Below are 18,173 nucleotides of genomic sequence, written 5' to 3' on the forward strand. Positions count from 1 at the left end.
CGTCTGGCCTGAATTTTTGGGAAGTCTGCCATGAAAAGCGCACTGTTACCGCAGTCAAAATTACCGGACGTCGGCACCACCATTTTTACGGTGATTGGTCAGCTGAGCGCCGAGCACAATGCCCTTAATCTGTCGCAGGGCGCACCGAATTTCTCCTGTCAGCCGTCGCTTATCGACAGCGTGACCAAAGCCATGCGTGAAGGTCATAACCAATATGCCCCGATGAGCGGCGTGTCGGCATTGCGCCATGCGTTGTCGGCGAAGGTCGAGGCACTTTACGGCTGCCAGTATGACGCGGATGCGGAAGTCACGGTCATGGCCAGCGCCAGCGAAGGGCTTTACTCCGCCATCAGCGCGCTGGTGCATCCGGGCGATGAGGTGATTTACTTCGAACCCTCGTTCGACAGTTACGCGCCGATTGTGCGATTGCAGGGGGCAAAACCGGTCGCTATCAGTCTGTCGATGGAAGATTTCAGCATCGACTGGGATCAGGTGGCGAGTGCAATCAACAGCCGCACGCGAATGATCATCATCAACAGCCCGCACAACCCGACCGGCGCCATCTTTTCCGATTTCGACATTGAACGCCTGACCGCGCTGACGGAAAACACCGACATCATCATTTTGTCCGATGAAGTTTACGAACACGTGGTGTTTGATGGCGAACGCCACGAGAGCATGGCCTGCCACCCGCCACTGGCGGAGCGCAGCGTCATTGTGTCGTCGTTCGGCAAAACGTATCACGTCACCGGCTGGCGCGTCGGTTACTGCCTGGCGCCTGAAGAACTGATGAATGAGATCCGCAAAGTGCATCAGTTTATGATGTTCTCCGCCGACACGCCGATGCAGGTCGCCTTCGCCGAAGCGATGGCGGATCCGCAAAGTTATCTCGGGCTGGCAGATTTCTATCAGCAAAAGCGTGATTTGCTGGCTGACGCGCTCAGTGAATCCCGCTTTGAATTACTGCCCAGCCGTGGCAGTTTCTTTATGCTGGCGCGTTTTAGCCATTTCAGCCCGCTCTCCGACGACGAATTTGTGCTGAGTTTGATCCGTGATCATCAGATTGCGACGATTCCGCTGTCGGCGTTTTACAGCAATAACAAACCCACCGGGCTTATCCGCCTGAGTTTCGCCAAAGATAACGACACGTTGTATGAAGGCGCACGCCGCCTGTGTCGCGTCTGAGCCTTTGTATTTATCTGCATCACGCTGGGGAATTGTGAATAATGAAAAAATTGAACATCGCATTACTGTTAGGTTGCGCCGTGGCGTCTTTCTCCGCACTGGCTGACGGTTCCACGCTGAAATTTGGCCTGGAAGCGCAATATCCGCCGTTCGAATCTAAAAGCGCCACCGGCGAATTACAGGGTTTTGATATCGATCTGGGCAACGCCGTCTGCGCTGCCGCCAGCGTAAAATGCGAATGGTACGACACCTCTTTCGATGGCCTGATTGCCGCCCTGCAGTCACGAAAATTTGACGCCATTAACTCCGCAATGAACGTCACCGAAAAACGCCGTCAGGCCATTGATTTCACGGACGTCATTTACCGCGTACCCAGCAAACTGATCGCTAAAAAAGACTCCGGCCTGCTGCCTGTCGTTGACTCGCTGAAAGGGAAACACATCGGCGTGTTACAGGGTTCGATTCAGGAAAGTTATGCGAAGGCGCACTGGGCACCTGAAGGCGTGGATGTGGTGTCATATCAGGATCAGAACCAGGTTTATCTGGATCTTTCCTCGGGCCGGCTTGACGGCACATTAGTGCTGGCTCCTGCCGGTCAGACCGGTTTCCTGTCCCGTCCGGACGGAAAAGATTACGGATTTGTCGGTGACGCCGTGCGTGACGATAAGATCCTCGGCAGCGGCATTGCGTTCGGTCTGCGTAAAGGCGATACCCCCACCAAAGAGAAACTCGACAAAGCCATCGCCAAAGTGAAGCAGGAAGGCACCGTGCAAACGCTGTCGAAGAAATATTTCGGCGATATTGATGTGAGCGTGAAGTAAATTTTCGAGCCAATGCCAGTTGACATGATCAACTGGCATTATCTGCTGACGCTTTGTGTTGCGGCTTTACTGCCCGTCAGTATTCCGAATTCACCACCACTTCTTCGCCATAGGCGCCGGCTTGCGGCAGCGGTTTATAGCTTGAGTTAGACGCACGCAGAACACGGATGCCCCTGGCACCTGCGGCTTGCGCTGCGGTGATGTCGTTGTCTGAATCGCCGTAGAAAATCTTGATCTGCTTGTCTTTCAGCCACTGCGTTTTGGTGTTCTGCCCTGCTTTATCACCGGCGAAAATCACCGGATTCACTTTGTCTTGTGGGATCTGGAAATCTTCCTGCAAGGTTTTGGTGACCGTCTCGGTTTTGGTTTCGCTGCGGCCGGTGACGAAATAAATGCTGTCACCGCGTTTGATGTGCATGGCAATCAGACCTTTCGCCACTTCTTTCGGCATGCTGAACTCATCCCAACCGTTGTTCATCTTTTCCCAAAATTGCGGGTTTTTCAGATAATCCTGTTTGCCCGGCGAGAACTCGAGTTGCCCGCGATAAAAGCCCGGCGAAGAGAACAGCACCGTATCATCAATATCAAACCCGACCGCCACCGGCCCGCGCCCTTGCAGGCTGTTTTCAATTTGTGCGACGGATACCCAGTGTACCGGCGACTGCTGCGCAAGTTGCGCCACGTTGACGCCCGGATAGAGCGGCGCAGGAGCGGACTCTTTGGCAACCGCAGAGTGATTCAGGCTGAGCATCAGGCAAACGGCACTGAGTGCCAGTGTTGTTTTACGCATCGTGATCCCTTTTTTATGCTTATTAATCTTGAAGATAAGATGGAGCAATTGGTCAAAAATCTTACCAAACATACCTGTGTACCTCTCCCGGGCAAAGGGATTTCCCGGCGGGTATCATAGGAAAAGATGATGATCACACTTTGATGCAGAATCGTCTGACTTAGCCAGGTACAGCATCAACCGCTTTATGCGCAAATGACTTCGCGTCCTATACTTATTCCCTATTGTTTGAATTTTTAACGCTCTTATACGCAAACGGAAAGGAACAGGTATGCCTCAATTACAGTCCGAAAACCGCCGCATCGTGCTGGCTTCACGCCCTCACGGTAAACCCGTTGACGAAAATTTCCGCCTCGAAAAAGCCCCTTTACCGCAGGCCAAAGACGGTCAGTTATTACTGCGCACCGTGTGGCTTTCACTTGACCCGTACATGCGCGGCCGTATGAGCGATGCGCCTTCTTATGCTGCGCCCGTACAAATCGGTGAAGTGATGACCGGCGGCGCCGTTTCCCGCGTGGTCGAATCTCACAGCCCGGATTTCAAAACCGGCGATCTGGTGGTCGGCAGCACCGGCTGGCAGGATTACGCGGTGGCAGACGCCAAAACCGTGAAGAAACTGGAAGCCGCGGCGCTGAAACAACCTTCCCTGGCGCTGGGTGTGCTGGGTATGCCGGGCTTTACCGCCTTTATGGGCCTGCTGGATATCGGCGAACCTAAGCCAGGCGAAACGCTGGTTGTGGCTGCGGCGACCGGCCCGGTCGGTTCGCTGGTCGGGCAGATCGGCAAGATCAAAGGCTGCCGCGTGGTCGGTATTGCCGGGGGTGAAGAGAAATGTCGTTACGCCGTTGAGCATTTCGGTTTCGACGAATGTCTGGATCACCGCGCACCCGATCTGGATAAGCGCCTGAAAGCCGCCTGCCCGGACGGTATCGACGTGTACTTTGAAAACGTCGGCGGCGAGGTGTTTGATGCTGTACTGCCATTGCTCAACACCAAAGCGCGTATTCCGGTCTGCGGGCTGGTTTCACAGTACAACGCCACCGGCCTGAATGAGGGGCAGGATCGTCTGTCGCTGCTGACCGGGACTATCCTTAAGAAACGCCTGCGTATGCAGGGTTTCATTATTTTTGATGATTACGGCCACCGTTATCATGAATTCGCGGCGCAAATGAGCGAATGGTTTGAGGCCGGTAAAGTGAAATTCCGCGAGGATATCGTGGAAGGTCTGGAAAACGCACCGCAGGCATTCTTCGGGCTGCTTGAGGGGAAAAACTTTGGCAAACTGGTTGTCCGTGTCGGGCAGGATTAATCCCTGCTGACGTCCACAGGAGGTAACATGAAATTACTGATTGTATTGACATCGCACGATAAACTCGGCGAAACCGGCAAGAGAACCGGTTTCTGGCTGGAAGAATTCACCGCGCCTTATTATGAATTTCTGGATGCGGGTGCCACGCTGACGCTGGCTTCACCGAAAGGCGGTCAGCCGCCGCTGGATCCGAAAAGCGATGAGCCGGACGCCCAGACAGAAACCACCGACCGATTCCGGCAGGATAAAGAGGCGCAGCACGCACTGGCCACGACGGTGAAACTCGCCGACGTCAGCGCCGCAGACTTTGATGCGGTGTTTTATCCGGGCGGTCACGGCCCGTTGTGGGATCTGGCAGAAGATGCGCATTCCATCGCGTTAATTCAGGCATTCTGGAAAGCGGGCAAACCGGTTTCCACCGTCTGCCATGCGCCGGGCGTTTTGCGCAATGTTCTGCTGGAAGACGGCACGCCGCTGGTGAAGGACAAGCGCGTCACCGGGTTCAGTAACAGCGAGGAAGATGGCGTGGGCCTCACCGACATCGTGCCGTTCCTGGTAGAAGATGAGCTGAAAAAAAATGGCGGGGATTACAGTAAAGCGGCCGACTGGCATTCTTATGCCGTGACCGACGGAAAACTGATCACCGGCCAGAACCCGGCCTCTTCAACCGCCGTTGCTAAGGCATTGTTGAAAATGCTGGGCGCTGAGGCAGCTGGCAAGTAATCTGACGAACAACGACACACTATCAGATGAGGGTTTTATGGCATTTACACTGACCAGTAACGATCTGCGCGACGGCGAGAAAATGCCGGAAACGCAGGTCTTCAACGGTATGGGCTACACCGGCGACAATCTGTCACCGCATCTGGCCTGGTCCGGCGCACCGGAAGGCACCAAAAGTTTTGTGATCACCTGCTATGACCCGGACGCGCCTACCGGATCCGGTTGGTGGCACTGGGGCGTCGCCAATATTCCGGCTGACGTCAGCGAGTTGCCGCAGGGCGCAGGTTCCGGCAAAGGCGGTCTGCCTGCCGGTGCCGTGCAAACCCGTACGGACTTCGGCAAGGCCGGATACGGCGGCGCAGCACCTCCGCAGGGCGAGCATCACCACTACCATTTCACCGTGTATGCCCTCGATGTGGAACACCTCGACGTCAACGAAGAGGCCAGCGGTGCCTACCTCGGTTTCAACGTGCACTTCCATACGCTCGGCAAAGCATCACTGACAGTGATATACAGCTGATTCCTGTGGTATAAAAGAACCAGAAAAGGTGGTCAGTTTTGCTGACCACCGTTTTTTATTGCGGCTTTCACCGCAACTTTTAAAAAAAGAATAATGTTCTTCATCAAGGAGTCAGTCACAGTGAATATTTCCACCCTGTCGCGCGCGTGCGCTGTGTTGTCAGCCAGCCTGTTCCTGGCGGCATGTAGCAGCAGCCACGAAGGCTTATCGAGCCAGGTTGCTCCGGGCACCGCGTCCCTGCCCGTGTTATCTGCGGACGAAGCGGCCAACTTCACAACAAAAAATTATCTGGCCTTTGGCGGCCCTTCTTTGCAGGTTCAGAAACAGGGTTGGTTCCCTAAACTGGCCAGCACGGATGGCGTAAAAACAGACTTCGTGGTCGGCCCGCAATTGGGTACCGACGGCGCGGCATACACTAACGTACAGCTGGCGGTGAACGCAGCGCTGGCCGTGCGTAACCACGGTGAACGCATCTTCATCAAGATCCTGCCAGGCACCTATAACGGCGCGGTTTACATTCCGGCAGGTTCTCCGCCAGTCACCTTATTCGGTGCAGGCACCAGCCCTTCTGACGTCACCCTGTCTCAGGGTCTGGAAGCGGCCAGCACACCGGCAACTTACCGTGCAACCGTCAGCCCTAACGGCCAGTTCCTGCCAGGCGATCGTGCATTCTACATGTATAAAAACTGCGCAACGCTGACCACCGACACTATCGGCACCGGCTGTTCTGCCACCGTCTGGTCACAAAGCAACGGCCTGCAACTGCAAAACCTGACGATCGGTAATGCCACCCTCGACACCGTTGACGCAGGCGATCATTCCGCCGTGGCGCTGCGCGCCGATGGCGACAATGTGGTGATCGATAACGTGCGCCTGATTGGCCGTCAGAACACCTATATGGTCAATACCGCCAACATCCATAATGAAACGGACAACAACCGTTACAGCCGCGCTTACGTGCACAACAGCCTGATCGTGGGTGATGTGGATTACGTGTTTGGCCGTGCCCTTGCGGTGTTTGACCATGTGGAATTCCACACCGTCAGCAGCCGTGGCGTGAAAGAAGCGTCTGTCTTCGCCCCGAATACTCCGGCCAATGCGCCTTATGGCTTCCTGGTCATCGACAGTAATCTGACCGGCGACCGTGGTTTCGAGCAGGCAGCGAAAGCGAAAATGGGCCGTGCGTGGGATGTGGACGGTGCCAGCAGCCAGCTGGTTATCCGCGACAGCAGCTTCGACAACAGCTACGACCAGATGAACCCTTGGGGCGCAGCAGCATTCTCAGGCCGTCCGTTCGCGGGCAATGTGCCGAAAGATGAAAAACAGCAGCGCAACCTGAACGACACAAACTTCAACCGCCTGTGGCAGTACAACAACGTGCTGACTCAGCCTGCGAAGTAATTCAGTCTGATGCGATGAAAAAACCGCCGGGGTTGCCTCCGGCGGTTTTTTTTCGTTCAGAGATGACCTTACTGCGCTTCGTTACCCAGACGGAAGACGGACACCGTTCGTTCCAGCGTCACCGCCTGTTCGTCCAGTGATGCCGCCGCGCTGGCTGACTGCTGCACCAGCGCCGAGTTTTGCTGGGTGACGGTATCCATTTCCGCTACGGCCAACGCAATCTGGCTGATCCCCCTGCTTTGCTCATCCGACGCCGATGCAATTTCATGAATAATCTGCGTAACGTGACGGACAGATCCGACAATCTCTTCCATGGTGTCACCCGCTTTAGCGACCAGTTGCGACCCGTTATTCACGTTGGCGACGGACTTCTGGATCAGCCCTTCAATCTCTTTCGCCGCCTGCCCGCTGCGCTGTGCCAGGCTGCGCACCTCGCTGGCGACAACCGCAAAGCCCCGCCCCTGCTCACCGGCTCTCGCCGCTTCAACCGCCGCATTCAGCGCCAGAATGTTGGTCTGGAAAGCAATGCCGTTGATCACGGTGGTTATCTCGGAAATCTGCTTCGAGCTGACGGCAATCTCTTTCATGACACCCACCACATCACTCACCAGCTTGCCCCCGCGTGCAGCGGTGTCTGCGGCGTCGGATGCGAGCTGGCTGGCCTGCGTGGCGTTATCGGCATTTTGTTTTACCGTAGAAGTCAGCTCTTCCATGCTGGCCGCGGTCTGCCCTAATGCCGCCGCCTGCTCTTCGGTGCGCGCCGACAGATCGATATTTCCGGCAGCAATTTCACCGGATGCACGCGACACCTGCGTCACGCCTTCGCGGATATTGCCGATGATCCCGTGCAGATTCTTGTTCATGCCTTCGATGGCGCGGCTCAGTTGCCCGACTTCATCAAAACTGTGGCTGGCGTTGTGCATAGTCAAATCACCGGCCGCAATGCGCTCCGCCGTCGCCAGCGTCCGGCGCAACGGCAGGGTCAGCTGGCGGGTCATCCGCCATGAAATCAACGCCCCTGCAATGATGGTGGCGATGACAATGCCCACCATTTCTGTGATGGTCTGGCTGACTTCATGATGGGTGTTGGCAATTTCATGATCGAGCATCGTGTTGGATGCTGAGGTCAGCGCCAGCCCGGCGGCGGCGAGTTGCGCGGCGATGTCTTGCGCGTCGCTTCCGGCCGGAGGATTCAGCGTATGTTGCCAGCTTTCCCGGTAACGACGGATGTTTTCCGGCATCGCCTCTTCCAGAGGCTGATCCTGTTCGTCCCACGTATAGGCGGCGACCTCGGCCAGTCTGGCCTCCAGTTTATCCAGCGCCTGAGCGTTCTCTTCGACAAACTTCGGATCTTTGGTCGCCATGTAGGACAGGCGGGAAAATTTCGCGCTGCTCAGCAGATCATTGACGGTTTTGAGCAGCGTCACTTTTTCTGCCCGCTCATTGATACGGGTCAGATGGTAAATCCCGGATACCGCTACGAGCGAGCCCAGAAGCAACACCAGTGCGAAACCGGCTCCCAGTTTATTAGCGATAGTGGCGTGGCGAACGGGGCCAGCGATCCCTGAAAGTACATTCATTTTCTTCTCCCTGATTGACCAAAAGGACTGACTCTGAGGTGGCAAGGCCAGCACAGAATGAGTGAATAGCGGGAGAGTTATCGACCTGATAGGCACAATATTTAGAGGGAGATGAAAATAAGTCTTAACAATAGCACGGGAAGCTCAGGGATAAAAAAGCCCCTTAATACAGGGGCTTGATCATTATTACCTGACGGTATTATTCACCTGCACAAAATGAATCATAAGCCTGACGCATTGATTGAGGTTTGTTTAGCCTTCAGTCTCAGCCACGAATGTCCAGAATACTGACCCACATCGGGCCTTTGCCCACCGGGTAAGTTTTCAGCGTGGTCAGCTGGCCGTTTGCCGGATCAATTTTCGCCACTTCAATAGCGTCGGATTTCTGACCGGCAGTGATCACAAACTGACCGCTGTGATCGATGTTGAAACCGCGCGGCTGTGTTTGTGTCGCGTGATGCCCCGCCAGCGTCAGTTCGCTGCCGTCTTCTGATACGGTCATCACCGAGATGAGGCTGGCCGTGCGGTCAGAGGCATACAGGAATTTGCCGTCCGGCGTAATGTGCAAGTCTGCTGCCCAGCAGGTGCCGGTGAAATCAGCAGGCATAATGCCCAGCGTCTGCACCTGACGGTATTCGCCGCTGGTCACGTCTTTCTGATACACATCCACGCTGCTGTTGAGTTCGTTCACACAGTAGGCGAAATGGTGGTTCGGATGGAAAGCCATGTGGCGCGGACCGGCACCTTCCACCGTGCGCAGTTCGGCGGATTCATGCGGCGTCGCCTCGCCCTGCTGGCTGAAATCAAACTGACGGATGCGGTCTTCTTTCAGCGCCGGGATCATCAGCAACTGGTTGGTCGGATCGATATTGGCAGAGTGCGGAGCCTGAATATTTTCCAGAACCTGCGTCGGTGCCAGCGCGTGGCCCTGCTCATCCAGCGGATGAATGCTGACGTTGTTGAAGCTGTAGGAGGCGGAGAACACAAAGCGCCCTTGCAGATCGATACCCAGATGCGTCGGGCTGCCCGGCAGCGGGGCCATCGATGCTTCTTCGAGTTTGCCTTCGTGATCGATACGGTAAGTGAGCACGCCAAATGCAGGACGCACACCCACATACAGACGGTGACCGTCAGGATGGATCACCATCGGCTGTACTTGCCCCGGCACTTCCACGGTTTGCAGCAGGCTCAGTTCACCCTTGTCCTCTAAACGAAAAGCGTGGATTTGCTGGCTATCAGGGCTGGCAACGTAGACAACTTGCTTCATCACAACTCCTTATTAAATCTCATTAGATTTGAAAGCGTAGTTCAGGATAACCCAACAACCCGGCAGCAGCCATGCCCTAAATCTGTTGGCCGTCCGGCAGGGCATTCACTGCACAAGTATGGCGGGTTTGCAGGTTTAATTAGCAGGCTTAACACGGTAACATGATGATAATTTCTTCGATCCTCTCACTTTATGATGGACTGCCCATGACTTATCGCATCATCGCACTTGATCTCGACGGTACGTTGCTCGACCGTCAAAAACGTATTCTGCCGGAATCTTTGTCTGCGCTGGCCGACGCCCGCGCACAGGGAATCAAAGTGGTCATCGTCACCGGACGCCATCACGTCGCGATTCATCCGTTTTACCAGGCCTTACAGCTGGATACACCGGCTATCTGCTGTAACGGTACCTATCTGTATGATTATCAGGCACGTAAGGTTCTGACCTCCGACCCGATGGATAAAGTGAAAGCCAAAAAAGTGGTCGACCTGCTGGAATATCACGGCATTCATGGCCTGCTGTATGTGGATGATGCCATGCTTTATCAGCAGCCGAGCGGCCACGTCAGCCGTTCTATCGCCTGGGGTGAAACCCTGCCGGAAGGCCAGCGCCCGAACATCGTTCACGTCAACAGCCTGCGGGACGCGGCCGATGAAGCGCAGTCCGTGTGGAAATTCGCCACCTCACATCAGGATTTGGATGCGCTGCACACTTTTGCCGCTCAGGCAGAAAATGAACTGGGCCTGGCCTGCGAGTGGTCATGGCACGATCAGGTGGACGTCGCCAAAGGCGGGAACAGCAAAGGCCGTCGTTTGCAGGAGTGGGTCGAATCTCAGGGCATGAGCATGCAGGATGTGGTGGCCTTCGGGGATAACTTTAACGATCTCAGCATGCTGGAAAACGTTGGGCTGGGCGTCGCGATGGGCAATGCGGTCGATGCCATTAAAGAGCGAGCCGCGCTGGTGATTGGCGACCATGAAACGCCGGGCATCGCGGAGGTTATCCGCAGTAAAGTCCTGAACTGATCCCGCGTTCACACCTGTCAACATAGACACCGTTAAAGCCTTCCTCCGCCACGAGGAAGGCTTTTTTTATGTCATGCCGGGCGGAACATCAGCATTCCGTCTTATGCTTTTCAGGCCGGACGCGGCGCTGAATTAACTGGTGATCTTCATCGAAATAGCGGCTTGGCCAGATCGTCGCCGGAGGCACCCCCAGCGCTTTCGCAATGATCATTTCGCCTTTCGCCCAGGGGCGCGCCAGTGCATTTGCCAGCGTCGAAGACCCTAATCCGGCTTCGCGGGATACCGCGGCCAGCGACGTTTTCCGTTTACGCAGTCCGGCAATGATATCCGCCGGATGCCAGTCACTTTCCTTTTTCATCGTTCTTCCTTTTGTTGTAGGTTCAGCCGTTGAAATGTGGTCTACACTTTCTCGTTACGTCGTTCAGTAACTCTAAACAACAATATGTTAAGGGATGCTTAACATAACGTCAATACAGTTTATATGGTTATTGACTATGATCCCGCACAGACTGAAATCAGCACGGAAGAAAGCCAAACTCACGCAGGAGAAACTGGGTGTGTTAGGAGGCATTGATGAAAGCACCGCGCGTTCGCGGGTATCGCAATATGAGAGCGGTACGTACAGCCCGAACTTCGACACCTTGTGCCATTTCGCGCGCGTGCTGAACGTACCGGAATGCTATTTCTATATTATTGACGACGATTTCGCCGAGCAGGTTCTGAGCCTGTATGAAAACTTCAATACGCCAAAAGATTAACGGTTGACCGACACGCTTTTAATCTGCGCATACAGCCACTGGCCTGCGCGGATCATCAGCTCGTCCCGCGCCCACGGCGTGATACGCGCCCAGATGACGTGTCCGGCCATCGCCAGTTTCACTTCCACCTGATTGCCGACCTCCAGACATTCCAGCACCTGCGCGGGCAGTACGTTGCGAATGCTGCTGTTATTGGCGGTCGGTTGCAGCACCAGCGAAACGTCGGTGGCATTGACCCGCACCCGCAACGGCGTGCCCGGTTCTTCGTCCACTTTGCTTATCCACAAACGCTGATCGCCGATCGCCAGCGCGGTCATTTCGTAACGCGGATGGTGCTCCAGCACGCTGACGTTCAGCACGCTGCTTTGTTCTTCCTTCGGCAGCCACGGGCGCATCACGTTGCTCGCCCAGACCTCTTCCAGAGTGCCCATCGCTAATACCTTACCGGCATCCAGCACCAGGACTTTTTCCGCCAGCCGCAGAATTTCATCCAGGCTGTGCGTCACGTATAAAATCGGAATACTGACTTCCTGCGCCAGCCGTTCGAGATAAGGCATGAGTTCGCGTTTACGCGGAAGATCCAGCGCAGCCAGCGGTTCATCCATCAGCAAAATTTCCGGTGCGGTGAGTAACGCACGGCCAATGGCGACGCGCTGCTTTTCTCCGCCGGAAAGTGTGAGCGGAAAACGGTCGAGCAAAGCTTCAATGCCCAGCAAACGGACAATACTGTCGAACTGGCCGCGCATCGACGCCGCCATGCCGTATTGCAGATTTCCCTTCACCCGATAGTGCGGGAACAGCCGCGCATCCTGAAACACATAACCGACACGCCGCTTTTCCGGCGGCAGAAAAATCTTGCCCTGCACATCTGACAGCAGACGGCCATTCAGGGAAATATGGCCGCTGTCGGGTTTTGTCAGCCCTCCGATGGCGTTAATAAGCGAGGTTTTCCCTGCGCCGGATAACCCGAAAATGGCAGTAATGCCCTGCGCCGGTAAGGTTTGTGTGACCTGTAAATTCAGCTCACCCAGTTGCTGACTGAAATCCAGTTCCAGCATGTCAGCCTCCCAGCCGCGTTCGGCTGCGCTTTGCCAGCCAGTCAGAAATCAGTAATGCCGCCAGTGACAACAGGATAGCCAGCACGCAAAGCCGCGCGGCGGCGCCCTCTGCGCCGGGGGTTTCAATCAAAGTGTACATCGCCAGCGGAATGGTGCGGGTTTCACCAGGGATGTTGGAGACGAAGGTAATGGTTGCGCCAAATTCTCCCAGCGAGCGGGCAAATGCCAGCACCACGCCGACAATCACGCCAGGAACGGACAGCGGCAGGGTAATGGTGAAAAACACCCGCCACGGTGAGGCGCCGAGCGTCCGGGCGGCGAGTTCCAGCTTGGGGTCAACGGCTTCCAGCGACTGGCGGATGGCACGTACCATCAGCGGGAAGGCAACGACGGCAGAAGCCAGTACCGCGCCGTGCCAGCTGAAGCTGAAGCTGAATCCGAACCACGCGTACAACCACTCGCCCACCACGCCGCGCCTTCCCATCACCACCAGCAGCAAATAGCCAATCACCACCGGCGGTAACACCAGTGGCAGATGGATAATGCTGTCGAGCAGGGATTTGCCGGGAAAACGGCAGCGGACCAAAATCCACGCCATCAGAATACCAAGTGGCAGACTGCAAACTACGGACAGGCTCGATACTTTCAGACTGAGAAATACCGCCTGCCACTCATATTCACTCAACATCATTTGCGTGGCGTAAATCCATAATGGGTGAAGATCTCAGCGGCAGCAGGCGTTTTCAGATAATCGTAAAACGCGCTGACCGTCGGATTTTCATGGCCTTTAACAATAGCCATCGGATATTCAACCGGCTTATGGCTTGCAGCCGGGAAGATACCGACAACCTTCACTTTTTTGCTGGCGATGGCATCAGAGCCGTACACGATACCCAGCGGCGCTTCTTCACGCTCTACCAGCGCCATCGCGGCACGCACGTCGCTGGCGCGCGCCAGTTTCGGTTCCAGCGTGGTCCAGGCACCCAGTTTTTGCAGCGCCTCTTTGGCATAAATGCCCGCCGGGACGTGATCCGGATCGCCTACCGCTAAGCGGCTGTCGCCAATCAGTTTCAGCCATTCTGTTTTTTCAGAGATATCGACTTTATCGATTTTGCTGGTTTTAGCCGAGATCAGCACCAGCTCATTGCCGAGCAGAGTATAACGGGTGTTATCGACAATTTGTTGCTTGCCGATGGCGTAATCCATCCATTGCTGATCGGCAGAAATGAACAGATCAGCCGGTGCACCCTGCTCTATCTGGCGTGCCAGAGTGGATGACGACGCGAAAGAAGACACCACCTGCACGCCTTTTTCTTTCTGATACTGCGTGGCGATATCCTGCAGGGCGTTAGTCAGCGACGCGGCGGCAAACACCGTGATTTTCTCTGCGGCCTGCGCCTGAACGTTCAGACCTGCTACCAGCACGGTCGCCGTTAATAATTTCGCCCAAGAAGTTTTCATCATTTTTCCTCGCCTGTTATGGGTTATTCATGCTTTTGAAGATGCGTTATGTACGCAACAATATAGCGCAGGAAAAAGGAGTGTCATCTGATTTATCGGCGGAAATGGCAGGAACTTGATGTTTGTTGATCTGGCTTCGCTGAAGAGTTTTCCAAGGGCTGTCTGCTTCACTGCACTTAGAAAAAAGAAAACCCGGCACAGGGGCCGGGTTATTCGAATCAATACTGCAGGTATCAGTAATGAGGCTTATTGCGGGACTCTTTAGAGTGGCCGACGACCGAAATGATGTTGAAAACTTCGCCCAGTCCCCAGATCAGGCCCAGGATCACCGCGATGAAGATCGGCACCATGATGGCAGCGAATACCAAACTTTCGATTAATTCTAACATGATAGCCTCACTTGACTGGCTGAATCGCACAACACGGCGATGTTCATAAACTGAATTACAGACTGTGACGGATAATAACAGCACGGGGCTGCAATTACTTTAGCATTTCGCCAACTTGCCTGCAGACCGGTTTAACGGCGACAATGCCCCTTCGTCCATTAAGGAAGCTGACATGCAAGCTGAAATCCTGTTAACCCTCAAGCTGCGGGAGCGGTTGTTCGCTGACCCGCGTCGTATGGAATTACTGCGCCAGATACGCCATACCGGTTCAATCAGCCAGGGCGCGAAGCTGGCGGGTATCAGTTATAAAAGCGCGTGGGACGCCATCAACGAGATGAACCAGCTGGCGGATGATACCCTGGTCGAGCGCAGTACCGGCGGTAAAGGCGGCGGTGGCGCGATCCTCACGCCTTACGGTGAGCGGCTGATCCAACTGTACGAACTGCTGGCGCACATCCAGCAAAAAGCTTTTGATGTGCTTAAAGAAGATTCCCTGCCCCTCGACAGCCTGCTGGCCGCCATTTCGCGCTTCTCCCTGCAGACCAGCGCGCGCAATCAGTTCTTCGGCAACGTGGTGGAACGCAGCCACGAAACGGTACAACAGCATATTGATGTGGTGCTGGCTGATGGCAAAACCCGGATCCGCGCCGCCATCACCGAACAAAGTGCTGACCGGCTGGCGCTGACGCCCGGCAAAGAAGTGCTGGTGCTGATCAAAGCGCCGTGGATCACCCTCGGGCTCAGCGCAGAAAATCCGCATAACGCATTACCGGGCGAAGTGACCCATATTCAGCGCGGCGAACTGAACAGCGAGGTGCTGCTGAAACTCACCGGCGGCGAGACGTTGTGCGCCACCGTGCCGAACCAGGATACCGACAGTCTGCGGCTGGCGACCGGTCAGTCTGTGTTTGCTCAGTTTGATGACGATAAAGTGATTCTTGCCACGCTGTGCTAAAAATGCTCTGTTAATCATATCCTTGCAGAATCAGCGTTAACACTTTGCAGAATTGTCAATTGACTTGCACGGCGGCAGCGCTTATCCCTTCTTACATAACATGCCTGCATAAAAAGGGATAAATCATGCCGTCGTTGCACATCTCGCAAGGTATTTTCCGCCTGAGCGATACCCGAACCCTCACACTTTCCGATCTGACCCTGCAGCAGAGTGACACCTGGGCCTTCGTTGGCTCCAACGGCAGCGGAAAATCCGCGCTGGCGCGTGCGCTTGCCGGTGACTTGACGCTTCTCAAAGGCACGCGCGAGACCAGTTTTGCGCATATCGTCAGGCTTTCTTTCGAGCAGCTGCAAAAACTGGTGGCCGATGAATGGCAGCGCAACAACACCGATTTGCTCAGCGAAGGCGAGGACGATACCGGCCGCACCACCGCTGACATCATTCAGGAAGAGGTGAAAGATCCGGCGCGCTGTGCCGCCCTCGCCGCCCAATTTGGCATTGAGAAACTCCTCGATCGCCGCTTCAAATACCTTTCTACCGGCGAAACCCGCAAAACACTGCTGTGTCAGGTGTTGATGCAACAACCCGATTTGCTGGTGCTCGACGAACCCTTCGACGGTCTGGACGTCAACGCCCGCGCCCAGCTGGCGCAGTTGCTCGCCACGCTGGCAGAACACGGGCAGACCATGGTGCTGGTGCTGAACCGCTTTGACGATATTCCGCCGTTCGTTCAACACGTCGGCGTGCTGGCCGATTGCACGCTGGCGTCATTCGGCCCGCGTGAACAGGTGATGGCCGACGCCCTGGTGGCGCAGCTGGCGCACAGTGAAAGCCTGAGCGGCATGGCGGTACCGGAAGCCGAAGACCCGACGATGCGCGTGAGCCCGCCGGCAGACTGCCCGCTGATCGTTTTGCGCGACGGTGTGGTGCAATACGACGATAAACCTATCCTGCATCACCTTAGCTGGCAGGTTGACCCCGGTCAGCACTGGCAAATCACCGGGCAAAACGGAGCGGGTAAATCCACCCTGCTCAGCCTGATTACCGGCGATCACGCGCAGGGCTACAGCAACGATCTGACGCTTTTTGGCCGCCGTCGTGGCAGCGGTGAAACCATCTGGGACATCAAACGCCATATCGGTTACGTCAGCAGCAGCCTGCATCTCGACTACCGCGTCAGCAGCAGCGTGCGCAACGTCATTACGTCGGGTTTCTTCGATTCCATCGGGATTTATCAGGCCGTTTCTGACCGGCAGCGCCTGCTCACATCGCAGTGGCTGACTCTCCTCGGCCTCGGCGGCAGCGCCGGAGATACGCCTTTTCACAGTTTGTCATGGGGGCAACAGCGGCTGGCCCTGATTGCCCGCGCGCTGGTGAAACACCCTGCGCTGCTGATCCTCGATGAACCGTTACAGGGTCTGGATCCGATCAACCGTCAGCTGGTGCGCCGCTTTGTCGATATTCTGATTGGCGAAGGTGACACCCAGTTGCTGTTTGTTTCGCATCACGCTGAAGATGCGCCTGAGTGCATTACTCACCGCCTGAGTTTTATACCTGACGGCGATATCTACCGGTATCAGACAGAACAGCTGTAATCCCTCACGGCCTTCCTGCTGCGGAAGGCCGCTTTTCTGACGACATCCTGCTTTTTTCTCCCCTGAAACTGTTTTCAAACCCTGCTGAACAATCAGTGTAATCGATTACACAAGCCGCCTGTTGTGGGGCGAGATGATTTACACTCCGCTTTCGATATCGCCGGTATCACCTGTTTAGCGCCGTGGAAAGGTGATAAACTGTTTGTGTAAGCGATTCCATTTTATTGGGGATGGATCACCTTTTTCAGCCTAGCAGCGTGATATCGTTGCAACATTGATACTCATCGGGGAGCGATTATGTACGTCTTAGTCACAGGTGGTAGCGGTTACATCGGCAGTCATACTTGCGTGCAGTTGATTGAAGCGGGTTACACACCCGTCATTCTGGACAACCTTCACAACAGTAAAGTCAGCGTGCTTGAACGTATCAACACGCTCACCGGCAAAACGCCGCTGTTCTACGAAGGCGATATCCGTGACCGCGCGATCCTCGATAAAATTTTCAGCGAAAACCAGATTCATTCGGTGATTCACTTCGCAGGCTGGAAAGCCGTGGGCGAATCCGTCGCCAAACCGCTGGCGTATTACGACAATAACGTCACCGGTACGCTGGTCCTTCTTGAAGCCATGCGCGATGCGGGCGTCAAAAACCTGATTTTCAGCTCCTCGGCGACCGTGTATGGCGATCAGCCAAAAACACCTTACGTTGAGGACTTCCCGACCGGTAACCCTTCCAGCCCTTATGGCCGCAGCAAACTGATGGTCGAGCAAATTCTGGAAGACGTTCAGCGCGCTGAGCCGGAGTGGAGCATGACGCTGCTGCGCTATTTCAACCCGGTCGGCGCACATCCGTCAGGCCTGATGGGTGAAGATCCGCAGGGCGTGCCGAATAACCTGATGCCGTTTATCGCGCAGGTGGCTGTCGGGCGCCGTGAGTCCGTTGCCGTATTTGGCAATGATTATCCGACCAAAGACGGTACCGGCGTGCGTGATTACATCCACGTTGTCGATCTGGCTGACGGCCATCTGGCGGCGATGAAAACCCTGCACAATAAATCCGGCGTTCACATTTACAACCTCGGCGCGGGTTTCGGCCAAAGCGTGCTGGAAGTGATCAACGCCTTCAGCAAAGCCTGCGGCAAACCGGTGAAATACACCTTTGCACCACGCCGTGACGGCGACTTACCGGCCTACTGGGCAGACCCGGCCAAAGCCGAAAAAGAGCTCAACTGGAAAGTCACCCGTACGCTGGAAGATATGGCGAATGACACCTGGCTGTGGCAGTCGAAAAACCCGCAAGGTTACCCAGACTAAGGCGGACTAAGGAATCTTT

General features: G+C 55.4%; 19 protein-coding genes. 11 read left to right on the plus strand and 8 right to left on the minus strand.

Annotation, left to right across the window (positions count from 1 at the left end):
- Positions 1-30: 30 nt before the first annotated feature.
- A complete protein-coding gene (locus tag ACO0U8_RS04620; protein WP_056772034.1) occupies positions 31-1,185 on the plus strand; it encodes a methionine aminotransferase in 1,155 nt (384 codons plus the stop codon).
- Positions 1,186-1,226: 41 nt separating this feature from the next.
- Positions 1,227-2,006 (plus strand): ABC transporter substrate-binding protein, encoded by a 780-nt coding sequence (locus ACO0U8_RS04625; protein ID WP_421670385.1) that lies wholly within the window; start codon positions 1,227-1,229, stop codon positions 2,004-2,006.
- 76 nt (positions 2,007-2,082) lie between these two features.
- Here the strand turns inward: ACO0U8_RS04625 and aphA are convergent, their stop codons facing one another.
- Positions 2,083-2,796 carry an acid phosphatase AphA gene (aphA, locus tag ACO0U8_RS04630; protein ID WP_122096111.1) on the minus strand — a complete coding sequence of 238 codons (714 nt, stop codon included), beginning with the start codon at positions 2,794-2,796 and terminating at the stop codon, positions 2,083-2,085.
- Positions 2,797-3,067: 271 nt separating this feature from the next.
- Between aphA and ACO0U8_RS04635 the strand changes: the two genes are divergently transcribed.
- From ACO0U8_RS04635 to ACO0U8_RS04650, 4 genes are all read left to right on the plus strand, one after another.
- The gene (locus ACO0U8_RS04635; protein ID WP_056771762.1) at positions 3,068-4,105 is read left to right on the plus strand and encodes an NADP-dependent oxidoreductase; all 1,038 of its coding nucleotides are present in this window, start codon (positions 3,068-3,070) and stop codon (positions 4,103-4,105) included.
- Positions 4,106-4,132: 27 nt separating this feature from the next.
- A complete protein-coding gene (locus ACO0U8_RS04640) occupies positions 4,133-4,828 on the plus strand; it encodes a type 1 glutamine amidotransferase domain-containing protein (RefSeq protein ID WP_390974731.1) in 696 nt (231 codons plus the stop codon).
- A 37-nt stretch (positions 4,829-4,865) separates the two neighbouring features.
- Entirely contained in the window at positions 4,866-5,348 is a 483-nt protein-coding gene (locus tag ACO0U8_RS04645; protein ID WP_122095845.1) for a kinase inhibitor, read from the plus strand.
- A 120-nt stretch (positions 5,349-5,468) separates the two neighbouring features.
- A complete protein-coding gene (locus ACO0U8_RS04650; protein WP_421670386.1) occupies positions 5,469-6,749 on the plus strand; it encodes a putative acyl-CoA thioester hydrolase in 1,281 nt (426 codons plus the stop codon).
- A gap of 68 nt (positions 6,750-6,817) precedes the next feature.
- Here ACO0U8_RS04650 and ACO0U8_RS04655 read toward each other — a convergent pair whose 3' ends face one another.
- Positions 6,818-8,329 carry a methyl-accepting chemotaxis protein gene (locus ACO0U8_RS04655; RefSeq protein WP_421670387.1) on the minus strand — a complete coding sequence of 504 codons (1,512 nt, stop codon included), beginning with the start codon at positions 8,327-8,329 and terminating at the stop codon, positions 6,818-6,820.
- A 265-nt stretch (positions 8,330-8,594) separates the two neighbouring features.
- On the minus strand, positions 8,595-9,596 hold the full coding sequence (gene pgl / locus ACO0U8_RS04660) for a 6-phosphogluconolactonase (protein WP_421670388.1): 1,002 nt from the start codon (positions 9,594-9,596) through the stop codon (positions 8,595-8,597).
- Between the two features lie 206 nt (positions 9,597-9,802).
- Between pgl and ACO0U8_RS04665 the strand changes: the two genes are divergently transcribed.
- Positions 9,803-10,624 carry a pyridoxal phosphatase gene (locus ACO0U8_RS04665; protein WP_122095848.1) on the plus strand — a complete coding sequence of 274 codons (822 nt, stop codon included), beginning with the start codon at positions 9,803-9,805 and terminating at the stop codon, positions 10,622-10,624.
- 88 nt (positions 10,625-10,712) lie between these two features.
- Here ACO0U8_RS04665 and ACO0U8_RS04670 read toward each other — a convergent pair whose 3' ends face one another.
- The gene (locus tag ACO0U8_RS04670) at positions 10,713-10,982 is read right to left on the minus strand and encodes a helix-turn-helix domain-containing protein (protein ID WP_056771737.1); all 270 of its coding nucleotides are present in this window, start codon (positions 10,980-10,982) and stop codon (positions 10,713-10,715) included.
- Positions 10,983-11,118: 136 nt separating this feature from the next.
- Here ACO0U8_RS04670 and ACO0U8_RS04675 point away from each other — a divergent pair, with 136 nt between their 5' ends.
- Entirely contained in the window at positions 11,119-11,382 is a 264-nt protein-coding gene (locus ACO0U8_RS04675) for a helix-turn-helix domain-containing protein (protein WP_056771734.1), read from the plus strand.
- On the opposite strand, the gene modC is transcribed toward ACO0U8_RS04675, so the two are convergent.
- From modC to ACO0U8_RS04695, 4 genes are all read right to left on the minus strand, one after another.
- A complete protein-coding gene (modC, locus tag ACO0U8_RS04680) occupies positions 11,379-12,440 on the minus strand; it encodes a molybdenum ABC transporter ATP-binding protein ModC (protein ID WP_421670389.1) in 1,062 nt (353 codons plus the stop codon). The genes ACO0U8_RS04675 and modC overlap by 4 nt on opposite strands.
- A 1-nt stretch (position 12,441) precedes the next feature.
- Positions 12,442-13,131, minus strand: coding sequence for a molybdate ABC transporter permease subunit (gene modB / locus ACO0U8_RS04685; protein WP_122095850.1), 690 nt, complete (start codon positions 13,129-13,131; stop codon positions 12,442-12,444).
- Positions 13,128-13,901: a molybdate ABC transporter substrate-binding protein gene (gene modA, locus ACO0U8_RS04690; RefSeq protein WP_056771724.1), complete on the minus strand. Its 774-nt coding sequence runs from the start codon at positions 13,899-13,901 to the stop codon at positions 13,128-13,130. The genes modB and modA overlap by 4 nt, the downstream gene beginning before the upstream one ends.
- Positions 13,902-14,134: 233 nt before the next feature.
- Positions 14,135-14,290, minus strand: coding sequence for an AcrZ family multidrug efflux pump-associated protein (locus ACO0U8_RS04695; protein ID WP_072158040.1), 156 nt, complete (start codon positions 14,288-14,290; stop codon positions 14,135-14,137).
- A 172-nt stretch (positions 14,291-14,462) separates the two neighbouring features.
- Between ACO0U8_RS04695 and modE the strand changes: the two genes are divergently transcribed.
- From modE to galE, 3 genes are all read left to right on the plus strand, one after another.
- On the plus strand, positions 14,463-15,245 hold the full coding sequence (gene modE / locus ACO0U8_RS04700) for a molybdenum-dependent transcriptional regulator (RefSeq protein WP_421670390.1): 783 nt from the start codon (positions 14,463-14,465) through the stop codon (positions 15,243-15,245).
- A gap of 125 nt (positions 15,246-15,370) precedes the next feature.
- Positions 15,371-16,840 (plus strand): molybdate ABC transporter ATP-binding protein ModF, encoded by a 1,470-nt coding sequence (gene modF, locus ACO0U8_RS04705; RefSeq protein WP_421670391.1) that lies wholly within the window; start codon positions 15,371-15,373, stop codon positions 16,838-16,840.
- 297 nt (positions 16,841-17,137) lie between these two features.
- Positions 17,138-18,154 (plus strand): UDP-glucose 4-epimerase GalE, encoded by a 1,017-nt coding sequence (gene galE, locus ACO0U8_RS04710; RefSeq protein WP_056771711.1) that lies wholly within the window; start codon positions 17,138-17,140, stop codon positions 18,152-18,154.
- The last annotated feature ends 19 nt before the right edge of the window (positions 18,155-18,173 follow it).

The organism is Rahnella sp. EDr1-12 (assembly GCF_049206505.1).
GTDB lineage: Bacteria > Pseudomonadota > Gammaproteobacteria > Enterobacterales > Enterobacteriaceae > Rahnella > Rahnella rivi.